Raw genomic sequence first — 13,232 nt, 5'->3', positions numbered from 1 at the left:
GGCCGGGCGGGGCCCGCGGAGTTCTCAGCCGGCCCGCACCGTCCACGAGCGCGTGACCACCCACTCGGCGTGCCGCACCCCGGCCGCCCGCCAGTCGTCACCCGCCTGCCCCGGCACATGCACCGGAGCGTCCGCGGCCAGCGGCAGCACTCTCAGCCGCAGGCCCCGCGCCCGTACCTCGTCCACCGGCAGCCGGTCCAGGCCGATGTCCCAGACCCGGCCCGAGTAGAACTGGTCGGCGACCAGGACGTCCCCCACGTAGGCCCGGGCCAGGTCGCCCGTCCAGCGCAGCCGCAGCAGGACACCGGCAGGTGCCCGAAGCAGGTCCTCCGGTACGTCGATGTGGTACTCGGCGGCCACCGTCTCCACGTACTTGTCCGCCGGCACGCTCGCCCTCCCCTGCACGCCGGTCACCGGCTCGGGCGCCGGACCGGCAGGCCTGACCCGGGTGACGGGCACCGCGGTGTCCGCGAGGGACGCGGCATCGATCGTGTAGCGGGTGAACACGCCGTCGGCTGCCGATCGCACCCGTGCCCCGGCTACCACGGGGACGGCGTCCGGCGCGGGCAGCACCGCGAACGACGGCTCGGCGGCCGGGCTGTGCAGCCGTACCTCGTCACCGTCGAAGACGACCCCGTCCCCGCACAGCACCAGCCGCTCGGATCCCCAGGCGTCACCCCGGTAGACGGTACGGGCCGTCGCCGCGTCCAGGACCAGCAACCCGACGCGTGAACCGTCGGCGGCGTCCACCTCGACCAGGGCGTCGGTGCCGGGCCGCACTCCGCTGACCAGGATCCGGCCGGCGACCGGCGTGACCACCCCGGACGGTGTCGCGACGGACGCCACGGTGTCCGCGTCCAGGACGAGTTCGGGCGCGATGCCGTCGGTCGCGGCCAATACAAGGACCGTACGCCCGCCCGCCTCGACGGTGCACACCGGCTGAGCGGTCGCCCACTCCAGCCGCAGCCCGGCCACGTCCAGCCGCAGCGGCCAGCAGAAGCAGGCGCCGGAGGGCACGGTGACGGGAGCGCTCGGCAGCGTCAGCGGCGGTGCGTCCGGGAAGCCGACCGTGAAGGCCGTGTCCGGGTGGTCGGGCAGCGGCTCGTGCGGCTGGTGGTTGGTCACGAACAGGAACCCCGAGGTGCCGTCGGTGCGGACGGCCCAGCGCAGCGTCTCCCGGTCGTGCTGCCCGGCCGGCAGCCGCTCGGGCAGGACGGAGTCCATGGGCGCGATCCGGTGCCCGAAGTCGGCCAGCAGCAGGTGCTGGAGCCGCAGTTCGTGGTACGAGGGCCGCACCTGGCCGTACTCGCCGAGCGGGGCCTGGAAGTCGTAGGACAGGACGGGCAGGTCGTTGGGGTAGCCGGTGGCGTGCGACTCCTGAAGGGACGTCAGCTCACCGGGCGGGTTCGTGCCGCCGTGGAACATGTAGTAGCCCTGCCACACCGAACCGCAGCCGATCTTGGTGAGCCCCAGGGCACCCACGTCGGCGGCCTCGACCCGGGGCCGCCGGTGGTAGGCCACCGCCATGCCGCCGCCCAACTCGCAGGTGGCCCATGGGAAGCGGTCCGCCGGAACCGGTTCGGCGCCGCGCACGGTCGTGGGCCGCAGGTCGGCGCCGATGCCCTCGTCGTCGCGCTCATGGGTGAAGAAGAAGTGCTTGCGGCAGGTGTCGGGCCAGCCGCCGTCCGCCTCCGTCCAGAACGCCTCCGGATAGCCGCCGAACAGCGGAAGCAGTTCCTCACCCGGGAGCTGGACCCCGCCCCAGGCGGTCGACGTCCACAGCGGCGCGCTCAGTCCGGCTTCCTGAGCCAGGCGCTTCAGCGTGCGCAGATGGCCGGGCTGGTCGTAGAGCTCGTTCTCGATCTGGATCGCGACGATCGGGCCGCCGTGCGCCCGGTCCAGGCCGCGCAACTGCCCGGCGATCTCCGGGAACCAGGCGCGCACGGGCTCCAGATACGCCGGATCGTCGGTGCGCGGCGTGCCGGCGCGGGCGAGCAGCCAGTCGGGCAGGCCGCCGTTGCGCACCTCGGCGTGGCACCAGGGGCCGATGCGCGGGATGAAGTCCAGGCCGTGCCGGGCGCACAGCTCGGCGAAGCGACGCAGGTCGCGGTCGCCGTCGAAGCGGATCCGTCCCTCGATCTCCTCGTGGTGGATCCAGATGACGTAGGACGCGACGGCGGTCACCCCGCCCGCCTTCATCTTCAGCAGCTCCTCCTCCCACTCCCGGGCCGGGTAGCGGGAGTAGTGGAACTCGCCGGAGACCGGGAACCAGGGGCGGCCGCCCCGGGTGAGCCAGCGGCCGGTGACCCCGATCGGGTCGGGTACGCCCGGAGCGTCCGCGAAGGGCAGGTGGCCGGTCAGCGGGGGAGCGGAGGGCTTGGGAACGCGCAGCCGGTGCGGGGTCACCACGTGTTCTCCGGGCCGAGGTCCGGCGTGTCGGTGAGCTGGGCGCTGGTGGCGGTGGTGCCGTGCAGTTCCAGCAGGACCAGCTCGTTGCCGCCCGGCCGCAGCACCGGCGCGGGGACGTACAGCGTGTGCTGCGGGCCGCGGTTCCAGTAGCGGCCCATATGGAAGCCGTTGACCCAGGCCTGCCCCTTCGTCCAGCCGGGCAGGGAGAGGAAGGCGTCGGCGGGCGTGTCCACCTCGAAAGTGCCGCGGTGCAAGGCGGGCACGGTGACCGCCGTCCCGTCGCCCGGGGTGAACGGCACCGCGTCCAGGTCGTCCAGCGGCAGCGCGTGGCAGTCCCAGCCGCGCAGGACGGTGCCGTTGAAGGAAACGGGCCCGAGCAGGCCCTTCGGGGCGCCGATACGGGGCCCGTAGTTGACGCCGCCCATGTTCTCGACGAGCACCTCCAGCCCGGCTCCCGCGTGCGGGACGCGCACCGGCAGCGTCTCGTCGTGGCGCTCGCGCTCCAGGACACCGACGGGTGCGCCGTCGACGAAGACCTGGGCACGGTCGCCGACACCGCCGGCGAAGTGCAGCAGGCCGTCACCGGAGGCGGGAAGGACGGTGCGGTAGAGCGCGTAGCCGGTGTGCTGCCCGAGCTCGCCCATGGTCACCGGGTCGTCGGTGCGGACGGGAGCGGCGAGCGCGCCCGCGAGGGGAAGCAGGGGTGCCCGGCCGTCCAACTCGACCTCGACCGGTGGCAGTTTGGGCCCGGGAGCCGGGGCGGGCTCGTCGGGGACGCCGGCATGGCGGGCGATGACCTCGCGGAAGGCGTGGTACTTCGGGCCCGGGTCACCGTACTCGGTGAGCGCGGCGTCGTAGTCGTACGACGTGACGGTGGGTTCGTAGGCGTGCTTGTGGTTGGCGCCGTTGGTGAAGCCGAAGTTGGTGCCGCCGTGGAACATGTAGATGTTGACGGACGCCCCGGCGGACAGCAGCCGGTCCAGATCGGCGGCGGCGTCGGCCGCGTCCCGTACGTGGTGCGGCCCGCCCCAGTGGTCGAACCAGCCGATCCAGAACTCCGCGCAGAACAGCGGGCCTTCGCTCCGGTGCTCGCGCAGCCGCCCGAGGTTCTGCTCGACGCGGCTGCCGAAGGTACCGGCGGTCAGCACGCCCGGCAGGCTTCCGGCGGCCAGGTGTTCGGGGTCGGCCTGGTCGCAGGTGAACAGCAGCTCCTCGACGCCCCGGGAGCGGAACGCGTCGGCCAGGTGCTTCAGATAGGCGCTGTCGTCGCCGTAGGCGCCGTACTCGTTCTCCACCTGCACGGCGATGACCGGACCTCCGGCCCTGGCCAGGTGCGGCCGGAGCGCGGGCAGCAGCAGGTCGAGGTAGCCGTCGACGGCCCCGGTGAAACGCGGATCGCTGGACCGCAGCCGGATGTCCGGGTCCGACGTCAGCCAGTCGGGCAGGCCGCCGCCGTCCCACTCGGCACAGATGAACGGACCCGGACGCAGCAGCACGTGCAGCCCCTCGTCCTGGGCGAGCCGGAGGAACCGGGGCAGGTCGAGGAGGCCGTCGAGCACGAGAGGCCCGTCGGGATCGGGCTGGTGGTGGTTCCACGGGATGTACGTCTCCACCGTGTTGAGGCCCATCAGCCGGGCCTTGCGCAGCCGGTCGGACCACAGGCCGGGGTGGACACGGAAGTAGTGCAACGCACCGGAGATGATCCGGAACGGCTCGCCGTGCAGCAGGAATCCGTCGGACGTCGTCGTCAGGGCGGGCATGAGGGGGCTTCCCTTCGGGATGCGGGTGGAAGTCAAGGGACGTCGATGGGCGTTTCAGTGGGAGCGGGTGACGCGGATCAGCCAGAGCGTCGCGGCCAGGCACAGCGCCGAGACACCGCACAGCAACAGGGGCACCGCGCGGACATCCGACCACTCGATGGCCTTGCCCAGCGCCGGACCCGCCACGACACCGCCGACCATGGACGCGGCGATGACGAGGGCACCGGCTCTGCGGGCCCGCGGGGCGGCCCGGTTCAGCCAGGGCAGCCCGGTGGGGAAGATCGGCGCGATGAACAGACCGACACCGGCGTAGGCGTACGGCGCCAGCGCCGGCACGGACGCGGCCAGCAGACACACCGTCATGCCCGCGCAGGAGACGGTGATGATCGCCTGGGCGGAGAAGCGCAGCGCGAGCGGCGCCACCAGGAAGCGGCCCACGGTCATCATCAGCCAGTACACGGAGGTGGCGGTGGCGGCGACGCCCGCGCCGTAGCCGACGGTCTCCAGGTGCGTGGGTTCCCAGCCGCCGACACCGGCCTCGATGCCCACGTGCAGGACGTAGAGCGCGACGAAGACGGCGAGCACCGAGGCGAGGCTCCGCCGGAGGACCGCCCCACCGCTCGCCTCGTCACCGGCCGGAACGGGCGCGTCGTTCCGTACGCCCCTCAGACACAGCAGCAACGGCAGATTGACGAGGGCGAAACCGAGAAAGACGGCCGGGTAGTGCTCGGAACCGACCACGCCGATCAGGGCGGGACTGAGGATGGCGCCGATGCCGAAGTGGGCGTGGAGGATGTTCAGCATCGCGGTCGAACGGTGGCCGAAGCCCACGGCGAACAGCTGGTTGAGCCCGTAGTCGATGCCGCCGAAACCGAGCCCGGCGAGCAGGGCCGCCGCCAGGGCGGTGGGCCAGCCGGGCGCCAGCGCGAAACCCGCCGCGCCGACCGCCATCAGCAGGTAGGAACTGCCGAGGAGGTGCCGGTTGCCGACCCGCCCGTAGAGCCGGTCGAACAACAGGACACCGGCGACGCCGCCGACGAAGTGGGCACTGAGCCCCAGCCCGGCGGCGGACGGCGAGAGCCCGAACTCCGCACGGAAGCCGGGGATCGCGGGCCCGTACAGGGCCTGCAACGCACCCATGAGCACGAAGCCCACGCAGGAGGCGACCGCGGCGGACCGGCTGAAGACCGGGGTGGACGGAGCGGGGGAGAGGGGGGTTGCGCGCTGTGCGGCGGGCTGGTCGGTCACGCGGACTCCGGGGTACGGCCGACGGCAGGGCATGGTGATGTTACCGGTAACATCAGGCCCGCCGACACCCTTTGGCGGCACGAATGAGACGCACCGCGCAAGTTCCCGGCTGCTGTGACCACTCCTGTAATCGCGTGGTCAAGCTGGTGCGACGGCTGATCTAATGCGCGCGTGGAGATCTCCAGGAGCGTCGAAACGCGTCACGTCGCCGACCCCTGGCCCGGATACTTCGCCGGCCGCGGACACCCCGAGGCCCGCCGTATCGGCGCCGGCGTCGAGGGTGTCGTCTACGGGCTGGGCGCCGGCCGGGTCGCCAAGGTGTGGACCGGCAGGCCGCCGACCGAGCTCACCCGCCGGGTCTACGCGGACATCGCGGCACACGGCCTGCCCTTCGCCACCCCCGAGATCCTCGACGTCCAAGAGCACCAGGGCACCGTGGTGACGTACGAACGTGAGCTGCCCGGTCTTCCGATGCGGGGCGACTCCGCCCATGAGGAGTACGAGCGCGAACTGCCCGTCCGGCACAAGAACACGCTGCTCGCCGTCCTGCGCGCTCTAACCTCGGTGCCGGGCACGGACGCGATGCGCCGGCTGACCGTCCAGGGCGACGACCGGCCCCTCTGGCAGGGCCACGACCGCTTTCAGGACGCGCTCGCGGCCCTGGTCGCCCGGGCCGCGGCCCGGCACGGCGCCGCCCTCGCCGCGCGGGTGCCCGGCTTCGACGCCGGGGTCGAGCGCACGCTGAACGCGCTGCGGTCGCTGCCCGACGCCCCGGTCACCGCGATCCACGGCGATCTCGTGCCGCCCAACATCCACGTCGACGCGACCGGCCGACCCGTCGCCGTACTCGACTTCGGCTTCTACACGACCGCGGGCGACCCGGCCTTCGAGGCGGCCGTCACCGCCGCCGTCTGCGACATGTACGGCCCGCACGCCCAGGAGCACACCGCGGAACTCACCCGGCTCTTCGCGCAGGAGCTCGGCTACTCGCCCGCGGCCCTCACCACCTATCAAGCCGCCTACGCACTCACCACCTACGACCTGTTCGGCCTGGACGACAGCGACGGACACTTCCGGTGGTGTGCCGGGCAGTTGCGTCGCAACCCCGTGTTCGGGCCGGCGTGACGGAAGGGAACCCTCGTCATGGCCGTCATCCACCGCACCTCCCTCCGTCCGAACAAACTGGAACTGCTCACCTCCTGGCTGCCCTCCCGCCCGTGGTACCGCGGTGGCGATGGCGAACCGAAGCTGACCAAGGCCGGCGGGTTCCGGCTGGACGACCCGCAGGGCGAGGTCGGGATCGAGTTCATCGTCGTCACCGACGCCTCCGGCGCTGACCCGATCACCTACCTGGTGCCGCTCACCTATCGCGGCGCCCCGCTCGACGGGGCGGAGCACGCCCTCGTGGGCACCATGGAACACGGCGTCCTCGGGAAGCGCTGGGCCTACGACGGCTGCCACGACCCCGTGCTGCTCGCCCAGTCGGCGGCCTTGATCGAGGGGCGGGTGCAGGCCCAGAAGCAGAGCATCAGCGATGCCCCCGACCGGGAGGTCGTCGCGTCCCACACCGGCGAAGGCCCGATCCCCACGGACTTCGTCACCACCGACGACCAGGACGGCACCCGTCTGACCACCCCGGACGGCACGACCCTCCGCTTGCACAGGGTGCTGCGACCTGCCCCGGACGGCCCTTTTACGCCCTCCCGGGGAGTGACCGGCCAGGTCACCGGTTCCTGGCAACTCCCGGACGGCACCCGCGCCCGCGGTGTCTTCGCCGTTCTGCTCACCGGCCCTGGCGCCTAGAGGGTGACCGCCATGGCCGTCGGACCCCCGCAGCGCCTCGCCCTCCTCGGCGGCGGCTTCTCCACCGACGACGACGGCCTCCTGGACGACTGGGTACTGGCCCGGGCACGCTCCTCCCGCCCCAAGGTGTGCTTCGTGCCCACGGCCAGCGGGGACGCGCCGGCCTACATCGAACAGTTCCGCACGGCGTTCGGGGACCGCCCCGCCTGCGAACCCTCCGTCCTGCACCTGTTCCGCCGTGACCTGGACGACGACGCACTGCGCTCCTTCCTGCTCGCCCAGGACGTCGTCTACGTGGGCGGTGGCAACACGGCCAACCTCCTCGCGGTATGGCGGACCCACGGCGTGGACCGGCTGCTGCGGGAGGCCTACGACCACGGCACGCTGCTGTGCGGCATCAGCGCCGGCGCCAACTGCTGGGCCGAGGGCTCGCACACCGACTCCTTCGGGCCGTTGAGGTGTCTCCCCGACGGCCTGCGGCTGCTGCCGGGTTCCGTCTGCCCGCACTACGACAGTGAACCGGGTCGTCGGCCCTCCTACCGCGCGGCCGTGGCAGCGGGACGGCTGCCGTCGGGCTGGGCGGTGGAGGACGGGGCCGGAGTGCTCTTCACGGACGGTGTGCCGACGGAAGCCGTCACCCGGGCGCGGGGCGCCGGGGTGTACCGGGTGGAACCGGTCGGGGGTGGCGGCGTGAGCGAGCGTGCGCTGCCGTGCCGGTTGCTCGGGCCCTCCATGGAGGCGAGGCGTCCTGAGCCTCCGGCCACATCACGCTGATCCCCTGAACCTCGGAAGATCAACAGGATTGCTTCGGGCGCGATCGGGTACGCGAGCAGGACCGCGCCCGGGGCGGATCTTGTCCCGGGTGGGCCGCACGACCGCCGCTACCAGGGAATCTGCCATGGAGACACCCGCAAACGACCCCACGCCCACGCCCGCCCAGCGGGCTCTGGACGTCCTCGCCGACAACACCGAGGACGCGGCGGCTCTGGACGCGCTCGCCAACAGCGACGTGCTCATCCCCGTGCCCGACGACGCGAACGACGCCGACACCGCCAACCCCTCGGCGGTGGCACTGCCGGTGCTGGAGCAGCCGGGCGGCGAGCCGGTGGTGCCCGTGTTCACCTCCGAGGTGGAGATGGCCGGGCTGCTGCCGTTCGTCTCCCGCTACCGCCTGGTGCCGCTCGGCGCCCTGGCCGCCCAATGGCCGGCCGACGACCTGTCGCTCACCATAGACGGCAGTTCGGAGCACCGCCTGACGCTCACCTCGGAGGGAGTACGCACCCTGCTGGCCCGCCCGTAGGACCGAGTGGGCCGGAGCCCGGGCCCGGGCGGTCTACGCGCCCAGGGTCCGGGCCAGTGCGGCCCGCTGCAGCGGCAGTGCCTCCGCGTGCAGGTCACGGCCCTTGGAGGTGAGGGCCACCCACACGCCGCGCCGGTCCTCCACGCACACCGAACGCGTCACCAGCCCGTCCTTCTCCAGCCGGGCGATGAGCCGGGACAGCGCGCTCTGGCTGAGGTGGACCCGCCCGGCCAGGTTCTGCACCCGGCACTGCTCGCCCTCCTCGGGCGCCGCGGTCGCGAGGATGTCCAGGACCTCGAAGTCGGACGCGCCGAGACCGTGCGGATGCAGCGCCCGGTCGATCTCGCACATCGTGCGCGCGTGCGCCGACAGGATGTCCCGCCACCGTTCCTCAAGCCGCGCACCAGCCGTTTTCGACGCCATATGTGAACGGTAACACCGGCGCGGCGTTACATGACCGTGCATGCAGTGCGCGTCCCTCGCCGGGAGCGGGGCCCTGCGTCGCCGGGAGCGGGACCTACGTCGACTCCCGTTTGACCAGCTCCGTCGGCAGGATCACCGCCGCCGGATCCTCGCCCCCGATCTGCGCGAGCAGCACCCGTACCATCTCGGCGCTGATCCGGTCCCACGGCTGCCGGATGGTCGTGAGCTCGGGGCTGGAGGCCAGGGCGGCCGGGGAGTCGTCGAAGCCGCCCACCGCGACGTCCTGCGGTACGCGCCGCCCCGCGCGCTGGAGGGCTGCCAGCACGCCCTGCGCCATGAGGTCCGAGGCGACGAACACCGCGTCCAGGTCCGGGGCCTGCGCCAGCAGCCGCTCGGCGCCCGCCTCGCCGCTGGCCCGGCCCCAGTCGCCCGAGACGATGAGCCGCTCGTCGATCTCGAGGCCCGCTTCCGTGAGCACCTCCTTGTAACCGGCGAGGCGATCGACCCCGCCCGGGGTGTCCACCGGGCCGTTCACCATGCCGATACGGCGGCGGCCCAGCGACAGCAGGTGGCGCATCATGTCGCGGGCGCCGTCCCGGTCGTCCGCCGCCACGTAGCTCACCTTGGTGCCGCGCCCCATGGGCTTGCCGCACTGCACGAGGGGCACCCCCGCCTCGTGCAGTTGCTCGGCGACCGGGTCGGCGGAGTGGCTGGAGACGAGCAGCACGCCGTCGACGTGGCCCGCGGTGATGTACCGCATGATCCGCCGCCGCTCGTCCTGCGTGCCGGCCAGCATCAGCAGCAGGGGGATGTCGTGCGCGGCCAGCGCCTGGGTGCAGCAGCGCAGCAGGACGTTGAAGTTGGGGTCCTCGAACAGCTTCTCCTGCGGTTCGGTCAGCAGGAAGCCGATCGAGTCGGACCGCCCGGTGATCAGCGAGCGGGCGTGCCGGTTGACGACGTAACCCGTCCTGCGGATGGCCGCGTTGACCGCTTCCTGGGCGGCCGGGCTGACGTAGTGGCCGCCGTTGAGTACACGCGAGACCGTGCCGCGCGAGACCCCCGCCTCGCGCGCCACGTCGTGGATCGTGGGCGGCCTGCGCCTGCCCCCCGCAGCGTTCATGGTCATGACTTTACGGCTCCGGAGAGCAGATCCAGACTCCAGAACCGCTGGATGACCAGGAAGAGAGCGACCAGCGGGAGCACTGCCAGGAACGCGCCCGTGATCACCAGGGTGTACAGCGCCGGGGTGTTGGCTCCCTGCTCCAGCAAGGTGAACAGGCCGAGGGTGATCGGGAACTTCTCGTCGTCGCTGATCATGATGTACGGCAGCAGGAAGTTGTTCCAGATCGCCACGAACTGGAACAGGAACACCGTCACCATGCCCGGGATCATCATCGGCAGCGCGATCCGCGTGAAGATCCGCCACTCGCTCGCCCCGTCCATACGGCCGGCCTCGACCACGTCGGCCGGCACCGCGGCGGCGGCGTAGATCCGGGCGAGGTAGACGCCGTACGGCGACAGGATCTGCGGCAGCAGGACGGACAGGTAGGAGTCCGTGAGGTCGGCCTTCGCCAGCAGCAGGTACTGCGGGATGGCCAGGATCACCGGCGGCATCAGCACACCCGCGAGCAGCACGTTGAAGATCGTCTCGCGGCCCCGGAAGCGGTAGGTCGCCAGCGCGAAGCCGCTGAACGCCGACACGCACGTCGACAGCAGGGCGCCGAGCCCCGCGTACAGGGCGGAGTTGCCCATCCACGACCAGTAGACGCCGTCGCGATAGGCGTTCAGATCCCGGAAGTTGTCGGCGAAGCCCGTGCCCGGCAGGAACGTGAACGTGGAGAACAGCTCACTGCCGGACTTCGTGGCCGCGATGACCACCCAGGCCACCGGCAGCAGGCAGTAGACCGCCCCCAGGAACAGCGTGACCGTCGGGATCAGGGCGATCCGGCGGCGCAGCGGCGGGCGGCTCTGGGCGGTACCGGGCGCGGTACCCGCCACCGGCTCGGCCTGGGAAACGGCAAGGGAGCTCATCGGGCTGCCTCCTGCTTCTGACGACGGTTCGCGGCCCGCAGGAAGCCGAAGGACAGCAGGAGCGTGACGAACGCGATGATCACGGCCTGCGCCGCGGCGCCGTAGATGTCACCCTCGCCGAACGCGTCCCGGTGCACGTTCATCAGCGGACTCCAGGTCGTGGAAACCGAGTTGGTGAGCGGCTTGAGGGTGGTCGGTTCGCTGAACACCTGGAGCGTCGCGATGATCGAGAAGAAGAAGGTCAGCACCAGCGAGGGAGCCACCATCGGGATCTTGATCCGCAGCGCGATCTGCACCGGGGTGGCGCCGTCCAGCTTCGCCGCCTCGTAGACCTCCGCCGGGATCGCCTGGAGCGAGGTGTAGATGACGATCATGTTGAAGCCGGTGCCGCCCCAGACCGCGATGTTCGACAGGGCCAGATACAGCGGCCCGCCGTCCAGCAGGTCCGGCTGCGGCAGGCCCAGCTTGTCGAGCACGAAGTAGAAGGGGCTGACGTCCGGCAGGTACAGGAAGCCCCACAGCAGCGCCGCCACGACGCCGGGGATGGCGTACGGCAGGAAGATCGCGAGCCGGGTGAAGGGGGCCAGCCGTACCTTCTCGGAGTCCAGCATCAGCGCGAAGAGCAGGGCGAGGCCGAGCATGACGGGGACGACGATGCAGCCGTAGCCCAGCACGCGCAACGCCCCGTTCACCAGCTCGCTGTCGGTGAGGGCGTCGGTGTAGTTCTCCAGACCGGCCCAGACCTCCCTGCGGGCGCCGGACCCCAGACCCAGGCCCGAGACCTTCACCTTGCGGAGGCTGAGCCAGATCGCGTAGCCGATAGGCAGGGCGAAGAACAGCGCGAACAGGATCGTCGCGGGAACAAGGAAGGCGTACGGGGCCCCCTTGACCCCGTACGACTGCCGGTGTGCCGTGCTTTTCACTCCGCGACCTCGAAGCCCTGCTTCTTCATGTCGGCGACGGTGTCGTCCTGCATCTCCTCCAGCGCGGCGCCGAAGTCCGACTTGTTCTTCGCGGCGGCGCCGAAGGCGTCCTTGAAGGTGGTGTAGGCGACGTTCACGTTGGGGCCCCAGGCGGACGGCGCGGTCGTCTCCGCGATGTCGGCGGCCTTGGAGTAGAAGTCGGCCTGGTTGGAGAAGTAGGCCGGCGGCTTGAGGAAGGCGCCGCTGGTCTGGGCGTTCTTGGCGGCCGGGTAGATGCCGCTCTCCTTGGCCAGCGCGTTCAGGGCGTCCCTGTCGGTGTTCAGCCAGGAGGCGAACTTGGCGGCGGCCTCCTGGTGCTTGGAGTCCGTGGTGACGGCCGTGGAGGAGCCGCCCCAGCTGCCCGTGCTGTTCTCGCTCGCGGACCACTGGGGGAGCGGGGCCATGGCCCACTTGCCCTTGGTGGCGGGGGCGGCCGTGGTCAGCGTGCCCGGCGCCCACACGGCGCTGACCCAGGCGATCTGCTTGCCGGTGTTGAGCGCCTTGTTCCAGGACGGGGTGTACATCGGCTGGTTGTCGATGGCGCCCTCCTTGACCAGGCCACCCCAGAACTTCGCGACCTTCTGCGTCGCCGCGTCGTCGATGGCGACCTTCCACTGGTCGCCGGAGGTCGTCCACCACTTGGCGCCCGCCTGCTGGGCGAGTCCCGCGAACAGGCCGGAGTCGTTGGCGGAGAAGGTGGTCAGGTCCTTGTCGGGCGCCGCCTTCTTCAGCTTGCGGGCCGTCTCGGCGAACTCCTCCCAGGTCGTCGGCACCGTCAGGCCGTACTCCTTGAACAGGTCCTCGCGGTAGTAGAACATCATCGGCCCGATGTCCTGCGGGACCGCGTAGACGGCGTCGGTGCCCAACGTCGTCTGCTGCCAGACACCGTCGGCGAACCTGTCCTTCGCGTCGCCCACGTTCTTCGATATGTCCGCCAGGGCGTCGTTGCTGACCAGCGTGGGCAGCGCCTGGTACTCCGCCTGCACCAGGTCGGGCGCCTTGCCCGCCTTGTGCGCGGTGAGGATCTTGGTGATGAGCGTGTCGCCGGACGCCTGCTTCTTCACCGTGACGGTGATCTGGTCCTTCTTGCCCGGCCCCTTGTTCCACAGGTCCACGACCTTGTCCATGCCGGGCGTCCAGGTCCAGTACGTCAGCGAGACCGGCCCCGACTCGGTCTCGCTGTCCCCGGACTCCGAGCCGCAGGCGGCGAGGGCGGTGGCGCCGAGCGCTACGGCGACGGCGGATGTCACGAGGCGGCGGCGCTTCGTGTACGGCATGGATCTCTCCCCTGACCTG

12 protein-coding genes are annotated in these 13,232 nt (G+C 71.5%); 4 read left to right on the top strand and 8 right to left on the bottom strand.

Features of this window, described 5'->3' with window-relative positions:
• Positions 1 to 24 precede the first annotated feature (24 nt).
• From CP976_RS01655 to CP976_RS01645, 3 genes are read right to left on the bottom strand one after another with little or no spacing between them, the layout of a single operon-like run.
• Positions 25 to 2,409 carry a beta-galactosidase gene (locus tag CP976_RS01655; protein WP_150478661.1) on the bottom strand — a complete coding sequence of 795 codons (2,385 nt, stop codon included), beginning with the start codon at positions 2,407 to 2,409 and terminating at the stop codon, positions 25 to 27.
• Positions 2,403 to 4,169 carry a beta-galactosidase gene (locus CP976_RS01650; protein WP_150478660.1) on the bottom strand — a complete coding sequence of 589 codons (1,767 nt, stop codon included), beginning with the start codon at positions 4,167 to 4,169 and terminating at the stop codon, positions 2,403 to 2,405. The genes CP976_RS01655 and CP976_RS01650 overlap by 7 nt, the downstream gene beginning before the upstream one ends.
• Positions 4,170 to 4,223: 54 nt before the next feature.
• Positions 4,224 to 5,417, bottom strand: coding sequence for an MFS transporter (locus CP976_RS01645; protein WP_190146953.1), 1,194 nt, complete (start codon positions 5,415 to 5,417; stop codon positions 4,224 to 4,226).
• Positions 5,418 to 5,588: 171 nt separating this feature from the next.
• On the opposite strand from CP976_RS01645, the gene CP976_RS01640 reads away from it, so the two are divergent.
• The 4 genes from CP976_RS01640 (at position 5,589) to CP976_RS01625 (ending at position 8,520) form a co-directional block, all read left to right on the top strand.
• A complete protein-coding gene (locus tag CP976_RS01640) occupies positions 5,589 to 6,542 on the top strand; it encodes an aminoglycoside phosphotransferase family protein (protein ID WP_229875903.1) in 954 nt (317 codons plus the stop codon).
• Between the two features lie 18 nt (positions 6,543 to 6,560).
• A complete protein-coding gene (locus CP976_RS01635) occupies positions 6,561 to 7,220 on the top strand; it encodes a maltokinase N-terminal cap-like domain-containing protein (protein ID WP_150478659.1) in 660 nt (219 codons plus the stop codon).
• A 12-nt stretch (positions 7,221 to 7,232) separates the two neighbouring features.
• The gene (locus CP976_RS01630) at positions 7,233 to 7,994 is read left to right on the top strand and encodes a Type 1 glutamine amidotransferase-like domain-containing protein (protein WP_150478658.1); all 762 of its coding nucleotides are present in this window, start codon (positions 7,233 to 7,235) and stop codon (positions 7,992 to 7,994) included.
• Positions 7,995 to 8,118: 124 nt separating this feature from the next.
• A complete protein-coding gene (locus CP976_RS01625; RefSeq protein ID WP_150478657.1) occupies positions 8,119 to 8,520 on the top strand; it encodes an SseB family protein in 402 nt (133 codons plus the stop codon).
• Positions 8,521 to 8,553: 33 nt separating this feature from the next.
• Here CP976_RS01625 and CP976_RS01620 read toward each other — a convergent pair whose 3' ends face one another.
• The 5 genes from CP976_RS01620 to CP976_RS01600 all read right to left on the bottom strand — a co-directional run bounded on the left by CP976_RS01620 (position 8,554) and on the right by CP976_RS01600 (position 13,213).
• Positions 8,554 to 8,943: a MarR family winged helix-turn-helix transcriptional regulator gene (locus tag CP976_RS01620; protein ID WP_150478656.1), complete on the bottom strand. Its 390-nt coding sequence runs from the start codon at positions 8,941 to 8,943 to the stop codon at positions 8,554 to 8,556.
• A 94-nt stretch (positions 8,944 to 9,037) separates the two neighbouring features.
• Entirely contained in the window at positions 9,038 to 10,069 is a 1,032-nt protein-coding gene (locus tag CP976_RS01615; RefSeq protein WP_150478655.1) for a LacI family DNA-binding transcriptional regulator, read from the bottom strand.
• Entirely contained in the window at positions 10,066 to 10,974 is a 909-nt protein-coding gene (locus tag CP976_RS01610; protein WP_150478654.1) for a carbohydrate ABC transporter permease, read from the bottom strand. The genes CP976_RS01615 and CP976_RS01610 overlap by 4 nt, the downstream gene beginning before the upstream one ends.
• Complete coding sequence (locus CP976_RS01605) at positions 10,971 to 11,897, bottom strand: carbohydrate ABC transporter permease (RefSeq protein WP_150478653.1); 927 nt, start codon at positions 11,895 to 11,897, stop codon at positions 10,971 to 10,973. Before CP976_RS01605 ends, CP976_RS01610 begins: the two co-directional genes overlap by 4 nt.
• Entirely contained in the window at positions 11,894 to 13,213 is a 1,320-nt protein-coding gene (locus tag CP976_RS01600; RefSeq protein ID WP_150478652.1) for an ABC transporter substrate-binding protein, read from the bottom strand. The genes CP976_RS01605 and CP976_RS01600 overlap by 4 nt, the downstream gene beginning before the upstream one ends.
• Between the last annotated feature and the right edge of the window lie 19 nt (positions 13,214 to 13,232).

The sequence above is a fragment of the Streptomyces coeruleorubidus genome, from assembly GCF_008705135.1.
Classification (GTDB): Bacteria; Actinomycetota; Actinomycetes; order Streptomycetales; family Streptomycetaceae; genus Streptomyces; species Streptomyces coeruleofuscus.
The sequence above is the reverse complement of the archived record's forward strand: the minus strand, read 5'-3'. Positions and strand labels throughout refer to the sequence as shown.

Coding starts and splice junctions, on each gene's coding strand:
- CP976_RS01600 (WP_150478652.1), bottom strand. CDS start 13,213: ATGCCGTACACGAAGCGCCGCCGCCTCGTGACATCCGCCGTCGCCGTA.
- CP976_RS01630 (WP_150478658.1), top strand. CDS start 7,233: ATGGCCGTCGGACCCCCGCAGCGCCTCGCCCTCCTCGGCGGCGGCTTC.
- CP976_RS01625 (WP_150478657.1), top strand. CDS start 8,119: ATGGAGACACCCGCAAACGACCCCACGCCCACGCCCGCCCAGCGGGCT.
- CP976_RS01650 (WP_150478660.1), bottom strand. CDS start 4,169: ATGCCCGCCCTGACGACGACGTCCGACGGATTCCTGCTGCACGGCGAG.
- CP976_RS01635 (WP_150478659.1), top strand. CDS start 6,561: ATGGCCGTCATCCACCGCACCTCCCTCCGTCCGAACAAACTGGAACTG.
- CP976_RS01610 (WP_150478654.1), bottom strand. CDS start 10,974: ATGAGCTCCCTTGCCGTTTCCCAGGCCGAGCCGGTGGCGGGTACCGCG.
- CP976_RS01620 (WP_150478656.1), bottom strand. CDS start 8,943: ATGGCGTCGAAAACGGCTGGTGCGCGGCTTGAGGAACGGTGGCGGGAC.
- CP976_RS01615 (WP_150478655.1), bottom strand. CDS start 10,069: ATGACCATGAACGCTGCGGGGGGCAGGCGCAGGCCGCCCACGATCCAC.